Source organism: Dyadobacter sp. CY261 (assembly GCF_021440085.1).
In the GTDB taxonomy this organism is placed as follows: Bacteria; Bacteroidota; Bacteroidia; order Cytophagales; family Spirosomataceae; genus Dyadobacter.
On the sequence record NZ_JAKCPW010000011.1, the window covers coordinates 60,839 to 84,725 of the forward strand.

17 protein-coding genes are annotated in these 23,887 nt (G+C 52.8%); 9 read left to right on the forward strand and 8 right to left on the reverse strand.

Annotated elements, in window-relative coordinates; genetic code table 11:
- Complete coding sequence (locus LZD49_RS26585; protein ID WP_234670751.1) at window positions 1-1,002, reverse strand: FecR family protein; 1,002 nt, start codon at window positions 1,000-1,002, stop codon at window positions 1-3.
- Window positions 1,003-1,121: 119 nt separating this feature from the next.
- Here LZD49_RS26585 and LZD49_RS26590 point away from each other — a divergent pair, with 119 nt between their 5' ends.
- From LZD49_RS26590 to LZD49_RS26615, 6 genes are all read left to right on the forward strand, one after another.
- Entirely contained in the window at window positions 1,122-1,745 is a 624-nt protein-coding gene (locus LZD49_RS26590) for an RNA polymerase sigma-70 factor (RefSeq protein WP_234670753.1), read from the forward strand.
- Window positions 1,746-2,260: 515 nt separating this feature from the next.
- The gene (locus LZD49_RS26595) at window positions 2,261-2,959 is read left to right on the forward strand and encodes a DUF421 domain-containing protein (protein WP_234670755.1); all 699 of its coding nucleotides are present in this window, start codon (window positions 2,261-2,263) and stop codon (window positions 2,957-2,959) included.
- Between the two features lie 101 nt (window positions 2,960-3,060).
- Window positions 3,061-3,636 (forward strand): RNA polymerase sigma-70 factor, encoded by a 576-nt coding sequence (locus LZD49_RS26600; protein WP_234670756.1) that lies wholly within the window; start codon window positions 3,061-3,063, stop codon window positions 3,634-3,636.
- A 67-nt stretch (window positions 3,637-3,703) separates the two neighbouring features.
- Window positions 3,704-4,720, forward strand: a complete 1,017-nt coding sequence (locus LZD49_RS26605; RefSeq protein ID WP_234670759.1) for a FecR family protein — start codon at window positions 3,704-3,706, stop codon at window positions 4,718-4,720.
- Between the two features lie 51 nt (window positions 4,721-4,771).
- Window positions 4,772-8,341: a SusC/RagA family TonB-linked outer membrane protein gene (locus LZD49_RS26610; RefSeq protein WP_234670760.1), complete on the forward strand. Its 3,570-nt coding sequence runs from the start codon at window positions 4,772-4,774 to the stop codon at window positions 8,339-8,341.
- A gap of 11 nt (window positions 8,342-8,352) precedes the next feature.
- Window positions 8,353-10,098 (forward strand): SusD/RagB family nutrient-binding outer membrane lipoprotein, encoded by a 1,746-nt coding sequence (locus LZD49_RS26615; protein ID WP_234670762.1) that lies wholly within the window; start codon window positions 8,353-8,355, stop codon window positions 10,096-10,098.
- A 218-nt stretch (window positions 10,099-10,316) separates the two neighbouring features.
- Here the strand turns inward: LZD49_RS26615 and LZD49_RS26620 are convergent, their stop codons facing one another.
- The 7 genes from LZD49_RS26620 to LZD49_RS26650 form a co-directional block, all read right to left on the reverse strand.
- Window positions 10,317-11,546, reverse strand: a complete 1,230-nt coding sequence (locus LZD49_RS26620) for a mandelate racemase/muconate lactonizing enzyme family protein (protein ID WP_234670764.1) — start codon at window positions 11,544-11,546, stop codon at window positions 10,317-10,319.
- A gap of 147 nt (window positions 11,547-11,693) precedes the next feature.
- Window positions 11,694-13,259: a sulfatase gene (locus LZD49_RS26625; protein WP_234670765.1), complete on the reverse strand. Its 1,566-nt coding sequence runs from the start codon at window positions 13,257-13,259 to the stop codon at window positions 11,694-11,696.
- Window positions 13,260-13,377: 118 nt separating this feature from the next.
- A complete protein-coding gene (locus tag LZD49_RS26630; RefSeq protein WP_234670766.1) occupies window positions 13,378-14,796 on the reverse strand; it encodes a sulfatase in 1,419 nt (472 codons plus the stop codon).
- A 164-nt stretch (window positions 14,797-14,960) separates the two neighbouring features.
- Window positions 14,961-16,775 carry an arylsulfatase gene (locus tag LZD49_RS26635; RefSeq protein ID WP_234670767.1) on the reverse strand — a complete coding sequence of 605 codons (1,815 nt, stop codon included), beginning with the start codon at window positions 16,773-16,775 and terminating at the stop codon, window positions 14,961-14,963.
- Entirely contained in the window at window positions 16,772-18,244 is a 1,473-nt protein-coding gene (locus LZD49_RS26640; RefSeq protein WP_234670768.1) for a sulfatase, read from the reverse strand. Before LZD49_RS26640 ends, LZD49_RS26635 begins: the two co-directional genes overlap by 4 nt.
- A 335-nt stretch (window positions 18,245-18,579) precedes the next feature.
- Window positions 18,580-18,822, reverse strand: a complete 243-nt coding sequence (locus LZD49_RS26645; RefSeq protein WP_234670769.1) for a hypothetical protein — start codon at window positions 18,820-18,822, stop codon at window positions 18,580-18,582.
- A 222-nt stretch (window positions 18,823-19,044) separates the two neighbouring features.
- Window positions 19,045-19,923, reverse strand: a complete 879-nt coding sequence (locus LZD49_RS26650) for a DUF1684 domain-containing protein (protein ID WP_234670770.1) — start codon at window positions 19,921-19,923, stop codon at window positions 19,045-19,047.
- 246 nt (window positions 19,924-20,169) lie between these two features.
- Between LZD49_RS26650 and LZD49_RS26655 the strand changes: the two genes are divergently transcribed.
- The 3 genes from LZD49_RS26655 to LZD49_RS26665 all read left to right on the forward strand — a co-directional run bounded on the left by LZD49_RS26655 (window position 20,170) and on the right by LZD49_RS26665 (window position 23,886).
- On the forward strand, window positions 20,170-21,018 hold the full coding sequence (locus tag LZD49_RS26655; protein ID WP_234670771.1) for a helix-turn-helix domain-containing protein: 849 nt from the start codon (window positions 20,170-20,172) through the stop codon (window positions 21,016-21,018).
- A gap of 163 nt (window positions 21,019-21,181) precedes the next feature.
- Entirely contained in the window at window positions 21,182-21,757 is a 576-nt protein-coding gene (locus tag LZD49_RS26660) for a hypothetical protein (protein ID WP_234670772.1), read from the forward strand.
- A 2-nt stretch (window positions 21,758-21,759) separates the two neighbouring features.
- A complete protein-coding gene (locus tag LZD49_RS26665; protein ID WP_234670774.1) occupies window positions 21,760-23,886 on the forward strand; it encodes a cation:proton antiporter in 2,127 nt (708 codons plus the stop codon).
- The last annotated feature ends 1 nt before the right edge of the window (window position 23,887 follow it).

Consider the following 23,887-nt stretch of genomic DNA (forward strand, 5'->3'; position numbering starts at 1 on the left):
CTATTCCGAAGCGGCACATCCTTCGCCTCGGATCACGATCTCATCATTTTGCATCTGGTAGTTCGCCTCCACGATCTGCATTGTCATTTCGAGTATTTCGGATAGCCGGTTCTGGTCGAAAGTCGCTTTCACACGGCAGTTTTCGAGGTTAGGGTTTTCCAAACGGATCTTCACGTCGAACTTTTCTTCCAGCCGCTTCACCACCTCGCCCAGTTTCGCATCGCGGAATGCGAGCGACACGGGTTGCCACACCGGTGCCTTTTCGGCCGCAACGGGCACTTCTTCGCTGGTGAGCTCACCCGAGGCTACTTTGAAAACGGCCTGCTGATGCGGGAGCAGCATTACTTCCCTCCCTTTGTCGGCCGTGACCGATACTTTCCCGGTGACCACAGAAACCTCATATTCTGCCTCGCCTTTGTTGGCCCGCACATTGAAGCTCGTGCCCAAAACCTTCACCTGCACCGACTCGCCGTGCACGAAGAATGGCCTCGTCGCATCGTGGGTGACTTCAAAAAATGCCTCGCCTTCGAGGGAAACTTCGCGGGAATCGGCCTTGAAATCAGCTTTGGCATAAGTAATGCGGGTGCCGGGGTTCAGCCACGCCTCGGAGCCGTCGGGGAAAACGTGCTTGCGGACCTGCCGCGTTTTGTTCACGATCGCGATCGTGTCGGAACCGGGCTTGAAAATGGATTTGTTTTGGGATAACAAATACCAGGTGGCCATACACCCAAGCAACAACACGACCGCCGCCGCATAACGGATGAACGTGCTGAGCCGCAACGGCCGCACTGGCGCGTCACCTGACGACTGCCTCTTTATTTCCTCCTGCACCTTGCCCAGATGCCGCGGCTGATCGAACGCTGCTTCGCTACCGGCTTCCTCCGATAACGACGCATACCATTCGTCGACCTGAAACGCTTCCTCCGGCGTGCATTGCCCCTCGACATAGCGCTTCAAGAGCTCGGGCGAAACATCGCGCTGCGAGATATTCTTTTTCTTCATGGAATATTTGTAATAACCTTTTCTTTCAGTTCCCTATAGACAGGACGCATGGCAAGTGCACATCCCTAGTGACTTTTGAAGATATTTTATAACAAATACTATTTGAATCCTTATTACTTTTGAACGAAGTAGATGAATGCACCGAAATGAGTAAGGTTTATCGGGATAGGGACGACCTGGAATTATGGCAGCTCACAAAGGCTTCGGACGATTCGCTGGCGTTCGCGGAACTTCACCGGAGGTATTCGGCCCGGCTTTATGCGCTTGCATTTCGAAAAACCGGGGATAGCGAAGTTTCCGAAGACCTTGTGCAGGATTTGTTCGTGCATTTATGGCTGCAAAAGGCAGGTATTACCATTGAAAAGGCACTCAACCTCTACCTCTTCTCCGCCCTCAAAAACCGCATCATCTCTCATTTGCGCAAACAGATCGTGCAGCACACCGTTTCGCTGAACGACATCGATCTTGAAACGCTTTCTTCCCAATCCGCGAACCTGGTGCAGGAATGGCTTTCACTGAAAGAAGTGCAGGAAATTTACTCCCGAGAGCTTGCCAACCTACCCGAAAAAAGCAAACACGTATTCGAACTGAGCCGCAGCGGCGTCCCAAACCGCGAAATCGCTCAAATGCTCGAACTCTCCGAAAAGACCGTCGAATTCCACATCAGCAAATGCCTCCGGATCCTGCGGACTAAGTTTGGATATGTGGTGAATGTGCTGGTGTGGGTGCTAATGTCAGCCTGATAATTCGGCAGGCGAAAGCAATCCGTACTGTGACATCCCGCATGCCCTTCGACTCCGCTCAGGGTGACAGTACCGTGATGTCAGCCAGCAAGTCCAAGGGCAGCAATTCAATCGGTACGTTAAAAGGCGCAATACTGGGATGTCAGCCTGATAATTCGGCAGGCGAAAGCAATCCGTACTGTGACATCCCGCATGCCCTTCGACTCCGCTCAGGGTGACAGTACCGTGATGTCAGCCAGCAGGTCCAAGGTCAGCAATTCAATCGGTACGCTAAAGGTGCAATACCGTAATGTCAGCCTGAGCGCAGTCGAAGGGCAGCAATTCAATCGGTACGTTAAAAGGCGCAATACCGTGATGTCAGCCTGAGCGCAGTCGAAGGGCAGCAATTCAATCGGTACGTTAAAAGGTGCAATACCGTGATGTCAGCCTGAGCGCAGTCCAAGGCAGTCATACGGCAAGATTCCGCATAGCCCGGCACGCATTTTGTACGTATATTGGTAAAATATCACCACCCTATGCCTGAATTCGCAGATTGGAGAAAAATCCTCATGCACGACCACCCCTTCACTTTCCTGTTGGAGGTGGTGATCCGTACGGTTATTATGTTTATGATCATTCTCATTGCCCTGAGGGCGTCGGGGAAACGAGGGATCAAGCAATTATCCGTTTTTGAATTGGTACTAATCATCGGGTTAGGTTCCGCGGCGGGCGATCCGATGTTTTATGAAGACGTAGGTATTCTGCCGGCATTCGTGGTTTTCCTGGTGGTGATTTCGCTTTATATAACGGTTACACGGCTATCCGACCGTTTTGTAAAACTTGAAAAACTGCTGGAAGGCGAATCGTTGTGTGTGATCCGCGATGGAAAACTGCTGCAAGATGCCTTCAAAGATTCGGGACTTTCGCAGGATGAGTTTTTTGCAGCGCTACGGATGCGCAATGTCGAACATCTGGGCCAGGTGCGAACGGTGCTCATAGAAACCTCGGGCGAGTTCAGTGTTTTGTATTATCCCGACGAGGAGGTGCGGTATGGGCTGCCCATTTTCCCCGACAAACTGAAAAACAAGCTCCATAGTCATGCTTCTTTCGAGCATATCGCCTGCGCGAAATGCGGGAACACAAAATATGGAGCGAATTCCACTACACTTCCCGAATGTCCCGAATGTGAGGTGTCCGAATGGGTGGAAGCAATAAATACAAAGCGGATCGCGTGAAACCGCACACTCTTAACATGACCTTAAATACTTGATAACATTTTTTTAACATTGAGACCCTAATTTTGCATTCCTTCCAAAGTCATACCTCCATCTAGTTCATGAACCGCTCCCAGGAAAGTGATGTAGCACTCGTAACCGCCATTGGCAAAGGCGACAGGCTGGCATTCAGGGTGCTTTATGAGCGTTATCAGGAAGAAATGTACCGGCTGGCACTTCGAAAGACTTACGAGAAGGAAGTAGCTGAAGAGATTGTACAGGACATTTTTGTGGATTTGTGGGAAAACAGGGAGCGTATGGCGATCGGTCAGGTACGCCACTATCTGCTGCGCTCGATCCGCAACCGGGTGCTCGACTACATCAGGGCTCAGATTGTCCGCCAGAATTATGCCAAACAATACGCCACGAATGGCGAAGAAGCTGCCCATCTCACCGATGACTGGATGGCGCTCTGCGACCTCAACGACGCAATTCAGACAGGCATTGCCGAAATGCCAGATAAAACGCGTGAGATCTTCAAACTCAACCGCCTCGATCAGCTTTCCGCGGACGAAATCGCAGGTACCTTGCGAATACCCAAACGCACGGTCGAGTACCACATCACCGTTGCGCTGCGGATTATGCGGAAATGCCTCAAAGATTTTCTTCCACTCTGGCTGGTCGCTTACTTTTTGTGAAAATTTTTAAAATCCTTTTGCGGTGATCCCGCGCTGAAACGTCCTGTCATTAAACGGCCCTATCAATATGGCACTCAACGCTACCGATGGTTTCCTGAAAATGCTGTCCCGCTTCCGGAAAGGACAGTCCGACGCCGCCGAACGGGAGGCTATGGAGGCCTGGTACGACGCTCTCGACAATCCAGACGTGGACTTTGCCCGGGAATCAGATGCCAGCAACAAGGTTTGGGCCCGAATCCATGAACGTACCGGTGGCAATCCCCTGCCCAAAGCCGGTAACAATTTTCGCTCTTTTTACCGCATTGCAGCAGCCATTTTACTCGTGTGCGGACTCGCCGGTTTCTATTTTATGATTTACAAAAAACCAGCGGAAACAGCAGCGGTGTCCGGGCAGGTCATGCATGAAAACAATACCGCTGCGGCCAGGGAAGTTCGGCTGCCCGACAGCAGCAGCGTCGTGCTCCAACCCGGTGCGAGACTTTCCTACGATGCCGGTTTCAACCGGGTAACCCGCACGGTTAATCTCAAAGGCAATGCATTTTTTGCGGTTACCAGAAACGAGGTCATCCCATTCATCGTCAATGCCAGCGGCATCCGCACCCGTGTTCTCGGCACCGAGTTCACGATCAGCGAACGGAACGGCTCCGCGCAGGTGGAAGTACTGTCGGGGAAAGTCCAGGTGCAGGTACTCGACCAAAATGGCAAGCCGAAAGCATCCGCGGAAAAAGTAGTGCTGACGGCCAATCTGAAAGCGACCTATCGGCCTGGTCGTGACGCGCTGGTGGTGGGGCTTGTCGACGAGCCTCAAAAAACAGCCCCGGAAAGCAAGTCGTTGCTGATATTCAACGACAAGCCACTGAAAGAGGTGGTTGCGCTGCTCGAACATGCATATGGCGTGGAAATCCGCACCGAAAATGCTGACATCATGGGCTGCCCCGTTACGGCCGACCTATCCGGCGAACCGTTGGCCAGTCAATTGGAGATCGTTACAAGTGCCTTAAATGCGCAATTTACAGTAGATCAACAGGGCGTGCTGATCCGTGGCGGGGGCTGCGGACCGTTGCCGGGTACGCCCCATCCCTGATTTCCGGAAACGTCCGGAATTTGACCCATTAACCTCAAACCTCTGAAGTGTATGAAAACAAAAAGACAGCTCTTGTCTTTCGGAAAGCTATTGCCCATTCTGATGCTTCTCCCGTTCCTTACCGGGGCTTCGCCACGGGATTCGGGCCAATCGCAGGATATGCTATATGCCAAAGTCAATATGCAAATGCGGCAGGCGCGTATCAAGGCTATTCTCGACCGGCTTGAAACGGAAGCAAAAGTAAGCTTCGTATATAGTTCCCGGTCAATTCCCGTTCATCGCAAAGCGTCGATCAATGCCGGCGAAAAGACGATTTCGCAGGTGCTGGATGAAGTTTTCTTTCCTGATCGCGTGAGCTATAAAAGTGTTGGCCGTCGCATTATCCTCAGCTTACCGGTGCAGGTAGATAGCGCACAGTCGTCGGTCCCGCCGGTAGATGTCGACCGGCGTTTGTCGGGAACCGTCACCGATGAAGCGAGGCAACCGCTTCCGGGCGTCAGCATTCTGATCAAAGGCCAGCAACGCGGCACAACCACCGACGAAAATGGAAAATTCAGTCTGGAAATCCCGGACGGCGGCTCCACATTGGTGTTCTCCTTTGTGGGCTATCTGTCGAAAGAGATGCCGGTAGCTAATCAAAGTGAACTGAATATCAGCCTGGCGCAGGATAACAAATCGCTGGACGAGGTGGTTGTGACCGCATTGGGTTTGCAAAGGAGCAAAAAGGCATTGGGTTATGCAGTAGGCGAGGTCAAAAGCGAAGAACTCACACGGGTGCCGCAAGACAATGTCGTGAATGGCCTTACCGGCAAGGTTTCCGGTGTGCGGGTCATCAACACCACGCCCGATCTCAACAGCGATCCGATTATCCTCATCCGCGGGTTTACATCGCTTTCGGGCAACAATTCCCCGCTGATCGTCGTAGACGGACTCCCTACCGGTACGGACGTGAGCGTACTTTCCGACCTCAGTGCCGACAATATCGAAAGTGTCAACATCCTGAAAGGCCCCAGCGCAGCGGCGCTTTATGGTTCACGGGCAGGTAGCGGCGTGTTGCTCATCACCACGAAAAGTGGCAATAAGGGTAAGAAAGGCCTGGGCGTGAGCGTCAACACGGCTTACACAGCGAGCATTCCTTACCAATACGTACCCATTCAGCAGCGCTTCGTAACGGGCTCCAATGGGGCGTTCAATCAGGCGAGCAACCTCTGGTGGGGGCCCGAAATGGGCACGTCGGTAGCGCGGTTTGGGACCAATGGCGTGGCCACGCCCCTTACCGCGCACCCCGATAATGTCAAAAATTTCGTCACGGTGGGCAACAGTTTCATCAATGACATTACCGTTTCCAATACCAATGAAAAACTGAGCTTTTCACTGTCGCTTTCGGACACCCGTGTAAAAGGCATTTATCCCGAAAGCAATCTGCGCAAGGATGCGATCGCACTTTCGGCCTCCTATAATTTCACCAACCGACTGAGCATCAGCGCCAGTTTCAATTACCTGAATTCAGGTTCGGATAATTTCCGCGGGCTTTCGTATGACAATTATCCTTACGAAGACCTCTATTTCACCCCCAACTGGCTCGATATCAGTGACCTGAAAGATTATTGGAAAGAAAAAGACGTGCAGCAGAATGTATGGGCCAACGGTTTCAACAATCCCTGGTTTACGGTCAATGAAAATGTCAATACGTTTCGGAAAGTAAGGCCTTATGGCAACGTCCGCCTGAACTACAACATCACCGACGAACTGAGCCTGATGGGCCGCATTGGTGGTTTCAACGAGTCGTACGTTACCGACAACCGCACCGCATTGTCAGAAAAAGCACTCCCCAAAGGCGGTTATTCCTACATTTCAAGGAATTTTCAAGAGATCAACACCGACTTTTTGTTGAATTACAAGAAAAGCATTCAGGCATTCTCTTTCGATGCTTCCGCAGGTGGTAACCTGTTTTTCCAGAACAATTCCTTTTCCACCATTACCGGACAAGCTTACGTGCTACCGGGGCTTTACACGGCCAGTAACATCGACCGAGCCTCCGTCAATTACACGGCTACACGGCTCAACAAGCGCATCAACAGCCTGTATGCCACGGCGTCGATCGGTTTCCGGGATGCGATTTTTCTGGAATTGACCGGCCGTAACGACTGGTCAAGCACGCTGCCCGTCAATAACCGCTCGTACTTCTACCCTTCGGCTTCGCTGAGTGTAATTATTTCGGATCTGGTCAAAATGCCGGAAGCTGTGTCGCTGGTGAAAGTGCGCGGCGGCTGGGCGAAAGTCGGCAAGGACACCGATCCTTACAAACTGTCGATGACATTAAACCGCTCGACCTGGGGCGATAATACGACGTATTCGCTCCCAGGCACCACGCCTACCAGCAACCTGTTGCCGCAAAGCATTATTTCCAGCGAAGTTGGGCTTGATGTGGCTTTTTTTAAGAAGCGCCTGGCACTCAATGCGACCTATTACAATGTCAGCAATGAAAAACAGATCACGGGAATTTCGGTTTCCGGTTCCACGGGTTTCACCGCGGCCAATGTCAATGCAGGCGTCGTGCGCAATCGCGGTATAGAACTTTCGCTGCAACTCACGCCCATTCACCAGAAAGACCTGGAATGGAATATGGGTTTCAATTTCAGCAAGGAACACAGCAAACTCATGGCGCTGCCCGAGGGGGTGAGCAATTTTCAGTTCTGGTCGCGTAACAACATTTACAGCCAGACCGCCCTCGGCGGTACCGTGGGCGACCTCTGGGGCCCCGACGTGGTGCGCGTGACCGAAGGCGCATATGCCGGCTGGCCATTGCTGAACAACAATGGTTACGTACAGCAAAGCCCGACCAACATCAAGCTGGGCAATGTCATGCCGGATTTCACCCTCGGCTTCCAAAGCACAGTTACCTACAAACGCTTCACCCTCTCGACGAGCATCGACTGGCGGCAGGGCGGCGAGTATTATTCCGAAAGTATGAAACGCCTCACCCGCGATGGCCGTACGGATAGCTGGTACAAAGGCGACGGTTCCAGCACCTTTACAGGCATTCTCAGCAACAATTCGTTTCATGGGGACAACCAGGCGCTGGCAGCCGAAATCAAATCTAACCCACAGAAATACAATGCAATGGACGGCATTACCTACGTGGGCGGACGCACGGCCGAGCTGGGCGGGTTCGACTACGGGGGTGCAGCGCAGAACGGCGCGTTCTTCCCGGGTGTAATTGCCGGTGCCAATGGGGAGTATACCGAAAACTTCGGAGCGCCGGGCACGAAATATTTTCGCAGCGACCTTATCGCCGATCCGGGATCGGGTTACTGGAGCAGGGGTGTGCAGAGCTGGATCTATGATGCGTCGTTCGTGAAACTGCGGGAGCTGGCGCTCGCTTACAAGCTTCCTGATGCCGTGGCCCGGCCACTTGCTTCCGGCGGCATTACCCTCTCGGTGTTTGCGAGGAATATCATGCTTTGGACCAAAGCAAAAAACCACCTCGATCCTGAATCGACGATGATGAACACCAACGACCAGTTCGCTACGACGTCCAATTACCTCCTTGGTTTCGACCGCGCATCGTTCTACCCGACGACCATGTCGATCGGTGCCAAATTAAATATTCAATTCTAATGCAGAAGACCATGACCCATCTATATCGACTTTCTGCTTCCGCCCTGGCCGGCCTGCTGCTGCTCGCCGGATGTCAGGACCTCACCGAAATTAACCAGAACCCCAACGAGCTGACGGACAATAAGGTCAACCCCGCCTATGTGCTCACCTCGGTACTCTCTGGCTCTGCGTCCGAACTGAGCGATGTCGCTTTTGCCGGCAATGTAACTCAGCGCGTGGTGCCCGAAGCGATGCAGTACACGCAACGCGACTTTCTGGAATATTCCATTACCAACCAGTTTGCCTGGACCCCGTTAACGTTTGACTACCGCAATCTTTACCAGCCGCTGGCCAACGCGAGCTACCTCGAAACCCGGGCCGCGGGCAATGTAGATTCCCTGTTTATCAAAGGCACGGCTAAGGTGATGCAGGCTTATTGGTTTGGTTTGCAAACATCCATGTGGGGCGATATCCCGTATAGTGAGGCATTTCAGGGCACCGCTAATCTTCAACCTGCATTCGACGAGCAAAAAAACATTTTCGCAGGCCTCCTGAAAGACCTCGACGAAGCGAATACAACCCTTGAACAAGCGAGAAGCGTGCAGTCGTCCGTCATGAAAAAAGCCGATATCCTCTACGCCGGCGACCTATTGAAATGGCGCAAATTTGCCAACTCCCTGCGCTTACGTTACCTGATGCGCGTTTCAGAAAAAGCGGCCGATATGAATGCACTGGGTGTCAATGTAGCCGCTGAATTTGCCAAAATCGTAGCCGACCCTGCCAAATACCCCATCATTACCGAAACCGCCGACAATGCCGCTGTGGGTTTCCCCGGTACCAACACGATCGACTCATGGACGCAAGGCCCGCTGGTCACCACCACCGAATCGGAGTTTTATCGTGTGAAAGCCGCTTCTACCATTGTGGAACACCTCAAAAGCAACCTCGATCCGCGGCTCACCGTCTGGTTCAGGCCAGTGGAAGTGCAAACCCTCGTACGCGACAAAGGTGCCGACGTGGTATTCGAAAAAGATGCTTCGGGCGCGGTGAAACGTTATGTAAAATCCTACCAGGCGGGCCTCGACACGTCGCTTTATGTAGGGTTAAAAATCGCACTGACCGACCCGGATAGCTATAATAACAATGCCGCAGCACACCGTACGCAAGCCATTGCATTGAATAGCGGCATTTACAACAGCGGTGCGGCCAACCCGTTCGTCTCCTACCTCGGCACAATGTACCGCACCAACACGCATCCGCTCGTGAAGGCCGTATTCATTCCGGCAGCCGAAGTGCATTTCCTGCTCGCGGAAGCGGTATTGAAAGGCTGGATCGCCGGCGACACCTGGGCGCACGCCTCCGCGGGGATCGCTGCATCGCTCTCCCAATATGGCATTACCAACGGCGATACGAAGGTGTATAACCCTGTAAGCCACACTGCTCAGGCATTCGATCAGACTGCGTTTCTGCAACGTTCGCAAACTGCCTACAAAGCTGCTGCCAACCCGCTCGAATGGCTCATGCAGCAAAAATGGCTATCGGCCTTCTCCACCATGGAAGGCTGGTTCGATTGGCGCCGCACCGGCTTTCCGGATCTTGGCAAAAACGTAACCAACGGCGCCCAGGGCAGCAAAATCCCCGTCCGCTACATTTACGGCGAAAGCGAGATCAACTACAATCCAGCCAATACCAACCAGGCGATTTCAAGGCTCAGCCCTGCTACCAACAACCAATGGTCAAAAATGTGGCTGATAGAGGGAACTTCGAAGCCATGGTGAGACAGGAGGGCTGACCGCCGATGGCGGTATGGTGACGGCGGATGTTGACGATAGACGATCGACCATGGACCGCAGACCATGGACCATAACCAGCCCTAGTTTACGCAATTCCAAAACCATGGTCCATCGTCCATCGTCTATCGTCTATGGTCCATCGTCAACTCCGTCGGCGGTCAGTGGTCGGCCGTCGGCGGTCAGTGGTCGGCCGTCGGCGGTCATTACTGCCGGTACCTCTTCAGCACCACCTCATTCAACTGATGTCCCAACCCCGGCGCATCCGACACGTGGATAAAACCATTCTCGAAACGCTCGATCGGCGACAGCAACTCGGCGCGCCAGGGGACTTCGCCGTAGGCATATTCGAGAATGGAAAAGTTGGGAATGGATGCGCATACCTGCACGCTGGCTGCCGTGGAGACGGGACCGCTCGGGTTATGGGGCGCAATGGCGATGTTGCCTGCGGTCTCTGCGAGTGCGGCAATGAAGCGCAGCTCCTGAATACCGCCACAATGCTTCACGTCGGGCATGATCACGTCGAGCGCGCGGGTGGCAATGAGTTCGGCGAAGCCTTGCCTGCCGAAAATCGATTCTCCTCCCGCAGAAGGCTGCCTGGTGGCATCGGTAATGGCGAGGGTTTCTGCGGGAAATTTTTGGGGATCGACGGGTTCTTCAAACCAATATAAGTTGGATTTTTCCAAACGTTTGGCCGTGGAGATGGCCAGTTCCTGGTTCAAATGGCTGTGCACGTCGATCAGCAGATCGGTGTCCGGTCCGATGGTCCGCCTGACAGCCTCGATGCAGGTTATGGCGTAGTCAATATCCGAAGCGACCTGCTTTTCGTCCGACGATTTCAAAGGTTTCATATCATCAAATGGCGCGAGCTTCACGGCTTTGAAGCCACTTTTCAATGCACTTTCCGCATTGGCCTGAAATGCGCTGATGAGCCGGCGGCCATTGGCGTCGCGTTCGTTGGTCGCGCGGTTGATATTGGCATACACCTTCAATTCATTGCGCAGCTTGCCGCCCAGCAGATCATACACCGGCACACCCAAAGCCTTTCCTTTCAAATCCCAAAGCGCATGTTCGATGGCGCTGAACGCCGTAATGGCGATCTTGCCCCTTTCAAAAGCCTTCTGAAAACTACGCTGCCGGTACTGTTCCACCGCAAAGGGCGACTCACCCTTCACGAACCGGAACAAACTGTTCAATTCGGTCCGCAGCTGGCTTCCACCATCCTTCACCGCCGCCGAAAACCCGTGCGATGCCTCCCCGAATCCTGTAAGTCCCTTATTGGTAACAAGTTCAACAAAGTGCCAGTTACCGCGCTGGTTAACCTTGACTTCATGAATACGGATGTCGGTAATGAGCAACTTGGTGTCGGCTTGCGGAATGTCGAGCGACAGCGCAGGAAGTAGGGCAGCGTTTTTTAGAAAGTGGCGACGGAACATGGGTGGCGTTGGGGCTTATGGTGGATGGTTGGAAGATTTTGACCATAGACGATAGACCATGGACCATGTTTCTATGCTTAGGACTCCGGTTTTCATCGCTCTAAGGCACTACGAACCCATGGTCCGTGGTAAACGGTCGGCACGCGCTCAGGGAATCACCTCCTTCACCGGCCGCTTATACTGCCCCTTCTCATCCACTGGCCTCGCGTCAGCGTAGTCGGGGTTTATGTAGCCGGTTGCTTTTTCCTGCTTGCTCAGTTCCCCGAGTAGTTGCTTTTTTAGCTTTTCACCGTTGGGTGACTGGTACAAGTTGGTCGTTTCGGCAGGATCTTTGGAAAGATCGTACAGTTCCGACCAGCCTTCCTCGCCGGGATACTGAATCAGCTTCCCGGTTTCGGTGCGGACTGCCTTGATCGTCGGGGTATTGTATGGCGTTTCATAGAAATACTCGTACAGGAAAGACGTCCGCCACCCTTTGGCTTTGTCTTCGATCAGCGGCACCCAGCTTTTGCCCTGGAACGAAGCGGGTGCGGGAACGCCTGCCAGGTCGAGCAACGTCGGTGCATTGTCCAGGTTCAGCACCATTTGGTCGATCTTTTTGCCTTTGGGAAAACGGGCGGGATAGCGCACCAGCAGCGGAATACGGATGGACTCCTCATAGGCTGCCCGCTTGTCACCCAAGCCGTGCTCGCCGAAGAAAAAGCCGTTGTCACTGGAAAAAATGACGACCGTATTCTGATCCAGTTTCAACGAATCGAGCACGCTCAAAATGCGGCCAACATTCTCATCGACGCCTTTAAGCGCACCGAAATAGTTACGGATTTTCTGATCATTGTTTTCCGTCCAGGAAGCGCTGGTGCTGCCATTCGGAGCTGCATTCGCATTCTGGGCGCCATTCGCATTCCCGGATGCGCCGCCATTCTGCCTGCGAGGGGTTTCGATCTGGTTTTTGTACGGCGAAGTGAGGCTTTCGGTTACTGGTTTAGTCAACTTCACTTGTGCAAATGTATCCTTATGCCGCACCGGTGGCTGGAACGGGCCATGTCCCGATTTAAATGCCAGCGTAACCAGCAATGTCTCGTTCTTGTGCTGCTTGATGTACTCGATCGCATTGGTCGTCGAAACGTCATCTACCCATCCATGGCTAGGCTCCGTTTTTCCATTCACCTCGATTGGGCAATCGAAATACTGGCCCTGGCCGACAAAACTGGCCGAATAATCGAAGCCGGGCCGCTTGCCGGTTTCCTTCCCCATATGCCATTTACCGAAGAATGCCGTGGTGTAGCCAGCCTTACGTAGCTCCGTGGCGTAGGTGACGGTGGTATCCGACAGCCCGGTATGGTTATTAGCAATGCCATTCAAATGATTGTAACGCCCATTCAGCATTGTCGACCGGCTGGGCGAGCATAGTGAATTGATCACAAACGCATTCCGGAAACGAACGCCCTCGTTGGCGAGGCGGTCGAGATTTGGTGTGGTGAACCACGGGAACCGCGCTTTGTCGCCCTGCTCCTGCTGCACAACACTCAAAGCATCGAAGCGCTGGTCGTCGGTATAAATGAGAATAATGTTTGGTCGGGCCGCGGTCGGTCGGGCCGCGATCGGTCGGGCCGCGATCGGTCGGGCCGCGGTCTGTTGGGTCGTCGGTTGGGGCTGCTGTGCAAACGCCGTGGCGGCGGTGAGAAGCAGCAGGTTTATTAGTAGGGATTTCATGGGGCGTTGGGTTGATTTTGGTGACGTTGGTGTGACCATGGACGATAGACCATGGACCATGTTGTGTCGGCTGACCATGGTCGGCGGTCTATCGTCCATGGTCAGCGGCCGCAGGCCGCTATTCCGGCGCTATCGGTAATGGCAAATAGTCACGGTTCAAAATCATCCATTCCTGCAAACGGGTTTTTAAATCGTGCTCAATGGTGGCGACTTCGGCTTTGCCGGATAGGTTGTTGGTTTCATCGGGGTCGGCTTCGAGGTCGTAGATTTCGAACATTTTGCGGCGATCGGCGAAGAGGAGTTTGTCGTACTTTTCTTCGAGTTTGCCTTCGGCGTGCTGCTGTTTCAATTCGAGCCAGAAGGGTTGACCGGCGAAGTCTACCGGGTGGTAGGGAATCTGCCAGATCGCATTGTAGATCAGCTTATATTTTTTATTAAAAATCGTCCTGCCAAGGTCAAAATTGGAAGAGTTCGTAGGTAACCCTTGCCCGTGCGCACCGCGGACAGCAAAAATGTAATCATGACCTCCCTGCTGCGGATCGGCGAATGCGGGCGTGAGGCTTTTGCCGGTAATATCCTTGGGAACCGGCAGCCCTGCCACAGTAAGGAACGTCGGAGCAATGTCGATACCGGACACGAGGGCATTACTGACCGCCCCGCCCTTGATCAAACCGGGATGACGGATAATGAGCGGCACGTGAATGCCCAGGTCGTACAATGTACCCTTGCCGCGCAGCAATGCACCTCCATTATCGCCAATGAACACGATGAGCGTGTTTTCTTCCAAGCCGCGCTTTTTCAAATCTTCCAAAACGCGGCCCACATCGCTGTCGAGCCGCTGGATTTCACCGAGATAGGCAGCAAAATCGGCGCGTACGCCCTTGGTGTCGGGCCAATGTGCCGGCAATGTGAGCGTTTGCGGGTCGGGTTCGAAGTTTTTGGCATTAAAAATCCTGTGCGGGTCGCTGTAACCGACCTGCACGAAGAATGGCTTGTTTTTGGGCGCTTTGTCGAGGAATTCGGCGTATTGCTGGAAAATACTATCGCGGTTACCGGTCGCATTCAGGTAATCGACGCGGTTTTTGAATGTTTCCAGACCATATTTTTCCAAAACGGTCACCGTTTCGGGCACCCGTCGGTTGCCGTCGAGGTGAAAATTGCGCCCGAGAATGCCGGTATAATAACCGCCTTTGCGCAAAAGTTCGGGATAGGAAGTTACCGAGGCATCGAGCGGGGCCGAGAACCGGGTCATCTGGATATCCAGCGTATTGCGCCCGGTCATAATGGCCGCGCGCGAGAGCACGCATTGCGGCGCGGTAGTGTACGCCCGCGTGAAGCGGATGCCCTCCTGCGCGAGCCGGTCTATATTCGGCGTTTTAATCTGCGGATAACCACAACTGCTCAAAAACGGGGCGCTATGATCGTCGGATACAATGAGGACAATGTTGGGTGGTTGGGGGGCTTTCTTCTTTTGAGCGTGGGCAGGCCACGTTGCGGCTTGCAAGAGCGCGGTGGCAAATAGAAGTTGTTTTAGCATGAAGTTGTTGGTTTGTTTTTTTGATCACCGACCGCTGACGACCGACCGCCGATCTCATGTTTGCGATCCATGTTTGCGATCTTTATTACTTAATTATTCTTTGTTTTTATTCTGACTTAAACCCCAAAACCGCAAGTCGGCGGTCAGCGGTCGGCCGTCGGCGGTCATCTTGCAATTTCCACATAAAACGGCCCCGTCACCCCTCCCTGCCCTTCAAACCACGATTCCACGAGGTAATCCCCTTTTTTTAGCCACACCTTATCGATCGGTACCGCATTGCTATCTCCCTTCGCCACCGCACTCCTTTGCACGTGGCCTACGCGCACGAGGCTTCTTGTGCCTTTGGCGATCGGGGACGTGTGGATGGAGCGGAGGTTGTAATAACCGTCCCGGGCGATGGTGATGTTCCAATAGCCGGTTGCTTTGTCGGAAAGCCACGCACCCATGCTCGTACCGTTTAGGTCCTGTCGGGTGAGGATGGACACCGGTTCATGTACCGAACCGACGATAATGCGCCTGGGCGTCAGGTTCGGGCTGTTTGAAATGTCGGTAAAGATGCTATCCAGCTCTTTTTTCAACTGCCTGGCCAAAGCGGGTTGCGATTGCACGAGGTTGTTTTGTTCAAAAGGATCTTTGTCCATATCGAACAACCCGAATGTATGCAGGTCATCTCCGTCGGCATTGAATGCTACCAGTTTGAAATTATTCCGGTAAAAGGCCGCATTGCGGTAAGGCTCGGGCCAGCCGCGGTTCCATGCGTTGTAAAAGGTGCGCGGGGAAGGTGCCAGCTTGCCCTGAATGGTCTTCAATACGGAACGTCCATCCGTTTTCAGATTAGCGGGCAAAGGGACCTTCACCGCTTCCAGTACAGTTGGAAGCACGTCGATATGCGCTGTCAATGCATTCACTTCCTTATCGGCTTCAAAAAGCCCCGCGCCGGAAATCAGGAACGGCACCCGCGTACCGCCCTCCCAGGCACTTCCTTTCAGTCCCCGGAAACCTGCATTGAAGCGCAATTGCTGATTACCATTATCGGTAACAAATATTACAATGGTGTTTTCTTCCAATCCCTGCTTTTTGAGCTCTGCGAGAATGCGGCCGACGTTGTCATCGATATTGGTCGCCATGCCGTACACTTTGCGAGCGTCGGCTTTGTCCTTGTCAGTCATTTTTGCCCAGGCTTTGTCTTGCTGCCGGTCGGTTTCGGTGTCAAATGCGAGGTCTTTGTACATATCCTCGTACTTTTTGGGCAGCTGCAACGGGGTGTGCGGCGCATTGTAGGATACATACAAAAAGAAGGGCGCAGAACGCTTTTCGCGCAGGAATTCGAGGGCCTGATCGGTGAAAATATCCGAGCAGTAGCCCTGTCGCTTTACTTTCCGGTCGTTTTCGGCCAGGGTCGTATTAAAATAGCTGCTGTCGGTGCGGACGAAATTTTCGTAAAAGTCCCCCGGCTGCCCTACCCCGCCACCGCCGTGGATCAGGCTGTACTGGAAACCCTGGTCAGAGGGCCTGAACGGATAGTTATCACCTAAATGCCATTTACCTACAATACCTGTCTTATAGCCATTTTTGGAAAGGATTTCGGCCAATGTTGTTTCCTCTGCGGCCATGATCGCGCCGCCGTTGTAAGTGTCGTGTACGCCCGTACGCTGGTGGTACCGGCCCGTGAGCAGACTGGCACGCGTGGGGGCACATACGGGAGAGTTATGGAAGTTGGTCAACCGCGTGGAGCGTGCCGCGAGCTGGTCGATATTCGGCGTTTTCACGTGCGGATTACCTGTAAAACCAAAATCACCATAACCCTGGTCGTCAGTCATGATGAGGAGGATGTTGGGGGGATGACCGCCGACGGCCGACCGCTGACGGCCGATGGTCTGTTGACTGTTGGCGCCTGGGCGTTGACCATGGACCATAGACGATGGGCCACAGATGGTTATCAGGGACAGGGCAAGGATTGTGATGAGCTGTTTGTTCATTTTGCTTCCTGTTTCCCGGGATACACCTTATCGATGGAAGCGCCTTCGTCGCCTTGCTGTTTCATCCAGGCTTCGAGTTCGGTTTTCAGGCCTGCAATGCGCTGGGCGTACTGCGGGTCTTTGGCGAGGTTTTTCAGCTCGAACGGATCTTTTTCTGTGTCATAAAATTCCACGGCTGGCCGGTTTTCGAAACGGTCGGTAATCTTTTTCGCCTTCGGATCTTTGGTGTCATCCACCCACGAGAACCACACCGCATTACGGCTCGTCGATTCGCGGTTCATCATGAAGCGGTTGTAATATTGTTTGTCGGGCGTGAGGTTCAGGATCAGCTTGTAACGATGGTCGCGGATACTGCGGATCGGGTAGGGATCGCCTTCGGGAATGTTGTTATGAATGCCGTAAGCGTAGTTGCGCGCCTCTTTGTTTTTACCCGCAATGACCGGCAAAAAGCTGCGCCCGTCGAGCCCGGTAACCGGTTTCCCGCCCGCAATGTCGATCAGCGTCGGGGTAATGTCTTCGTATTGTACTAATGCATTAGTTTCGGTGGACGGTTTCACTTTCCCCGGCCATTTAACGAGCATCGAGCTGCGCTGACCAGTATCGTACAGATTCCATTTAGCACCGGGAAATTGCGCGCCCTGCTCACCGAGGAAGATCAGGATCGTATTCTTGTCCTGACCGGTCTCTTTCAGCAACTTTTGAATATCACCCACCTGATTATCCAGTCGCCGTACTTCCGCCAGGTATTTTACAAACTGCCTGCGGGTTATCGGCGTGTCCACCCAGTTGGCCGGCAATTTCAGTTTCGCCGCGTCGAATTCAGTGGTGTCCCCTACCGTCCAGGGTGCGTGCGGGTTAATACTCATGACAAAAAGGCAATATGGCTTGTCGCTCGCCGTCATGTACTTTTTCACATCGTCCAGCCTGTAATCGTCCGTCGGTGCTACGCAGTTGGGTTCGAAACCATCGACAATGTCAAATGGAAAAACGCTTTTCGGCTTTGTCACATGGTCTTTGCCGGTTAGGCCCACGCGGTATCCGAGGTCGGCCAGGTAATGCCCTACGCTTTTCAGGTTATCGTAAACCGGCTTGTGGTTCTGAAACGAACCGTGGCGCACCGGGTACAAACCGGTAAAAAGCGACGCGCGTGTAGGCACGCACATCGCCTCCGAAGTAAAAAGGTTATGGAATTTCAACCCATCCTTCGCCAATGCATCGATATGCGTCGTTTTCAAGTTCTGGCCGCCATAGCAGCTCAGTTGCCGGCTGTCGAGGTCGTCGGCCATGATGATCACAATGTTCGGTTTGGCAGCCGTCGGCTTTTCACCGCCGACTGCCGACCGCTGACCGCCGATGGATGGTTGTCGGCCATGGACCGTGGACGATGTACCGCCGATCGCGTACAGCGGAATGCCGCTTAGCGACAGGATTACGTTGAGAATAATGCCAATTTTGATTGTTTTAAGCATATTTTGGTGGTTGTCGTTGTTACTATTTTCAAAAAAACAACGTCCGCGGTCAGCGGTCGGCCGTCAAAAACGTCGTCCATCGTCCCCCGGCCGTCAGCCGTCGTCGGCGTGTAAGGACTTAATAAGATAAGAATCAGGCTCTTCTAATAGCTTGTAGCGGACCAGATCGAACCAGCGGGAGTTTGTTGCGGCTTGTGCCGGCCAGTGGTGGTCGGGTTTTTCACGGCAAACTGGTAAGTTCGGCCGGTAGTTTCCCTGACGGCACCCTGTGCGTGCCGAAGCATTATAGCAGCAAAATCAACGTTGAAATGTTATGGAACGATGGACCCGGGAGGTCAAAGCGGCGCAATATCCGGCTCGTCCAGCAGTACTTCCTGCCGCGAACGAAGCCGCTCCACGAGTGAATCGTAATGAAGTAACCCGGCAGTTTCCACCACCAGCACGCCCACAAACTCACGCCCGCGACCGGTGATATTCAACTGCTGTATCCTAACGCCTTTATCCGATTCCACCAACGAAGTAAGATGATGCACACTGAGTGTTTCCGGATAGGTGAGTTTGAGCTGATAGGTCTTCATGCGCCTTGTGTTTAATCGTTTTCGATTTTATTAATCTAGTATTTTTATAGATTTTATATACAAATATAATAAAGTGAAAATCCTGGCGGACAAATTCCGGGAAAGATCCGAGAATATACCACTAGTAGAGCAACGCCCCACATGCGTTATGTTCGTCGTTTCGTAAGGCGTCCCACATTTCGAAGGATAGGATTTCCGGGAATACCTCTTGAAAATGGCCGATCAATGCGCTCCGTAACGCTTCTCACCCGCCAAAACGGCCAGCATCAGCTTGTTCTGCTTCGGTGGCAGCGGACAAGTCGCGTAAGGTGAGAATGCGCAAGGTGGATTAATGGCTTTGTTGAAATCCAGCCATGCTGTGCCATCGGGCTCGACAGTTGAGTAGAGGAAGCGGCCGGATCCATAAGTCTCTTGCTTGTTGGTCTGGTCGGCGAAGATGATGAACAGATTTTCAGGCTTGCCAACGGCGTCGAGGTTATATTCCTTGCCGTTGACAGTGAAAATGAGCTTGCCCGGCGAAACCTGTTCGTCGGTGCGGCCTGTAATGTCGGTAATGGACACCGTGCGTCCTTGGGTAGGAACAAATTGTGCCTTCACCCGCCATCTTTCCTGCACCGGATACCTTTCGATACCCGAGAACCCTTTCAGGTATTCGCTTTCCAGATCACGAAGGCGGATCGCATACTTTTCGCCGCGCTTGATCACAAACCAGCGCAGCGCGCCGTGTCTGAGCGTAACGGCCTTTCCGTCAGGGAAAATGTCCAGTTCGGACACCGGCTGATCGCCGTTGAAAATCTGTGTGTCGGGTTTGGCTTTGAGCGTGATCCTCCCTTTGTCGAGCGTAATCTCTCCCAGGAACGGCTGGCTTCTTTCGCGCGGAAAAAGAATGTCGTTCTCCTCCGCCCCACCGAAGGTATTTTTACCCTCATTCAACCAAAAAAGCCCGGCGAGGTTAAGCCAGCCCGTTTCCGCTTTCAGGCTTTCGACGCGTTTCAGATGCCAGTCGCGGATCTGTTCCTCATAAGTGTTGTCGACTACGGCAAATGCGCTCAGCAACCACGCCGCCGTCACCCCGAGTAGGTGATAAACGTACCCTTTCATGTTCAGGAGTTAGTTAAGTGATACATGCTGCTCCCGGCCCACAGTGGGTGTACAGAAGCATTAATGATGGTGGTGGCTGGTATGCAAATTTAGGTAAACTATTTAGTCTACCAATTTGATAGTTTATTATTCTAAAAAAATGATGTTTTGTCTTGAAAGAACACTGTTTTTCCTTTCATAAACCCGCGTTTTGCCTTACAATAAGAACAGGGAACGCGCTAGCGGCATTTTTTGTAATTTAAGATCATGAACACAAAAACGGCGTTTCCTATTTCTGGCATCGATGCTTTTGGCTCCTCTGCGGAGTCGGGTTACAAGTTATTGCGTCATGAGGTGGATGGTAAAAGCCGGATCGAGAAGCCGCACAAGCAGGATTTCTTTCTGCTTTTTGCGGTCAGAAAAGGGGGTGGTATGCATTCGATCGATTTTAAGGATTACCCTGTTGCCGATTATCAGGTACATTTACTGTTCCCCGGCCAGGTTCACCGTTGGGAGCTGGATGAAAATACAACCGGCTTTCAATTGATGGTAGGTCGGCGGGCTTTTGAAACTTCCCCGAACTTTTTGCGGCTGTCGTTTATCCTTTACCGGAACCATCAGGTGATCGACCTGCCACCAGCGATTTTTGACTTGCTTTCCTATGAGCTGGATTCGCTGGAAAAAGAACTCGCGCCCACACCGGTGGACTGGGATATGGTACAACTTCGCACCCGAGTCGCATTGCAGCTCATAAGCCGCGAAGCCGAACGGACTTACGAAGATATCAACGCCTACCGGGCCAATCCGATCCTTTTCAAATACCATGCACTGGTCGACGCACATTTCAGAACACATAAGAACGTTGCGTTCTACGCCGATCAGCTCAATATATCGCCTAACTACCTTAACATTCTGTGCAGAAGGCATTTACATGTCCCTGCCACCTTCCTGATCCATAACCGGGTGGGACTGGAAGCGAAGCGCGTGCTGCTGGTGTCGGGGCAGTCGGCGAAGGAGATCGCTTTTGAGCTTGGGTTTAGTGATCTTCCACATTTTTCTAACTTCTTCAAGGCCCAGACAGGTCTGTCGCCGCGCGCATTCCGTAATGCGTTATAAGATCCACAAGTAATACAGCTGCAAGGTGGTGGCTGGCGAATCGAGCACAAGCAAAGCACCGAATTACTTGGGTACCAAGGAATGGTTTTTTTACCTTACGGCGGTGAAATGATCCTGTGACTTCCCGGCGAGCAGATCGCCTAACCCGAAAAATTCAGCTACTATGCCCATTTATAAAACCACCTTCCTCCTCATTGTCAGCTGCTTGCTGATTTGGAGCTGCCGCGATAAAGAACGAGAACAGCAACTCGCCCAGCGCGAACAGACATTATTGCAAAAAGAGCAGGAATTTGCATTGAAAGAGGCTGACTATAATGCACTTGTGAGAATGCGTGATAGCCTTCTCACCCGAAAAAGCGACACTGTTGTGATACAGGCCTGGCCCGACGAGCTGGCCGGAATGTGGACGAGCAAGTCGGTGTGCCGGGAATCCAATTGCACAGAATACGTGATCGGCGACCAGCGTTCCAACGCCTGGGAATTCGTAAGCGACTCCACCGGTCTTTTTACGCGGGTTTTCAACAACAACAAGCTGATAAGGGTTTATGCCGCCAGTTTCGACAGCACGGGCATCAGGCTGCGTTACAAAAGCGATTCCTCATCGGCAAAAATGACCGACATGAGCGTCGAGCTGGGCCGTAGCGGCGGAAACTTGTTGAAGGGGATGCAGACGATCGGCATCGATAACACCTGTACCGCCAAATTTTCGGTAGAATTGACCCGCCTCACATCCCGATAGCCATGCATTTACTGAACATCCATATCAGTTCCCTGCCTATCGAAGACCCGGTACTGAAATTTCTCATCGAACTGATCATCATCCTGGGCGCCCCATTGCTGCTCAACAAGATCAAAGTGCCGCATCTGCTTGGCTTGCTCATCGCGGGCGCGCTCGTAGGGCCGAACGGCCTGAATTTGCTCGCCCGCGATAGCAGCGTGGTTGTCACCGGCACCACCGGTTTGCTCTATATCATGTTCCTGGCCGGTCTGGAAATCGATATGGGGGATTTCAAAAGGAACAAATGGAAAAGCATTGGTTTTACGGCTTACACCTTTGCCATTCCATTCATCCTCGGGCTAATCGGCGGCTATTATGTGCTGCATTTTTCGGTGCTCACGACCGTGCTGTTCGCCAGCCTGTTCTCCTCGCATACGCTTATCGCCTACCCGCTCGTGAGCAAGTTGGGTATCTCAAAAAACCTGTCCGTAAACATTACCGTCGGTGGCACAATGCTAACCGACGTGCTTTCCCTCCTCGTGCTGGCCGTGGTGGTGGGTATGACGCAGGGAGAAGTGGACAGTGCGTTCTGGATCAGGCTGATCGTTTCGGTACTGACATTCAGCCTGGTGGTGCTATTTGTTTTTCCAATCATCGGAAGATGGTTTTTCAAAAGGGTCGAGGATAAAATTTCCCAATACATTTTTGTGCTCGTGATGATCTACCTGGCGGCTGTGCTGGCAGAACTGGCGGGTATCGAGGCGATTATCGGCGCATTCTTTGCAGGGTTGGCGCTGAACAGGCTCATCCCCCATTCATCCTCACTCATGAACCGCGTCGAATTCGTGGGCAATGCGATCTTCATTCCTTTCTTCCTGATCAGCGTGGGAATGCTGATCGATTTCAAGGTCATTGTCAAGAGCTGGGAAACGGTAGGTGTGGCGGCGGTGATGCTGGTAGCGTCCATCGGCGGTAAATACCTGGCTGCATTGTTTACCCAAAAAACTTTTAAGCTGACCAATGACGAGGGAATGCTGATTTTCGGAATGAGCTCCGCTTCGGCGGCGGCCACGCTCGCGGCGGTGATGGTGGGCTATAATATCGTGATTTCGGAAACGGCATCGGGCGAGCCGATCCGTCTTTTGAGCGAACACGTGCTCAACGGCAGCATTTTGCTCATTCTCATTTCCTGTACCATTTCATCGTTCGTATCGATGGCGAGCGCTGAAAAGATCGCCGAAGCGGATAAGGAGGACACTGCTTCGGGTATTAACCGTGAAAATGAACGGATACTGATCGCGGTCAATTATGAAGAGACCGTCGAAAAATTGGTGAACCTGAGCTTGCTCATCAAGGCGGGACACAATGAAAACCGCTTGCTCGCATTGAATGTCGTGAATGACGACAAGAACGAATCATCGGTGAAGAATGCGGAAAAGACCTTGCGCATCGCCCTTGACACTGGCGCCTCCGCTGACGTGGCCATCCAGCAAGTCACACGTTATGACCAGGATGTCGCCAGCGGGATCAGCAATGTGATCAAGGAGCAGCGCATTACCGACCTGGTGATCGGGCTGCAACCCGATAAGGGTTTTACGCCGTCATTTGTATATAACCTTCACAATGGCTACCTGCAAAACGACAATGTAAACACGCTGATTTACCACGCGGCGCAGCCGATTTCCACAGTCAAGCGTTACGTGGTACTCATTCCGGCCCGGTCCGATCGCGAACCGGGGTTTTTCCACGCATTACTACGCATATGGAACATCGCTAAGAACTCCGGCGCCGAAATGAGTTTTTATGGCAATGAGCAGGTCGTCCGCATCCTGAAACGTGTACTCAGTAAATCGACGATCGAGGCCACGCTCCATCCGATCGGCAGCTGGCGCGAAGCCGAAGAAGCCGCTATGCAGCTCAGCGCCGACGAGGGGCTGATCATCTTCATGGCCAAGCGCGGAATGATCTCCTATTTCCCGCAAATGGGCGCGATACCCGACTTTTTGAACCAGCATTCACAGGAAAACAACTTCCTGCTGATGTACCCGTACTCGCAACAGGACGACGATCAGACCGAAAAGCGATCCGTAAGCAACCACGACGATTTCATCGAAATCGGGAAAATTATTGGAAGGATTTTCCCCGGTTAAT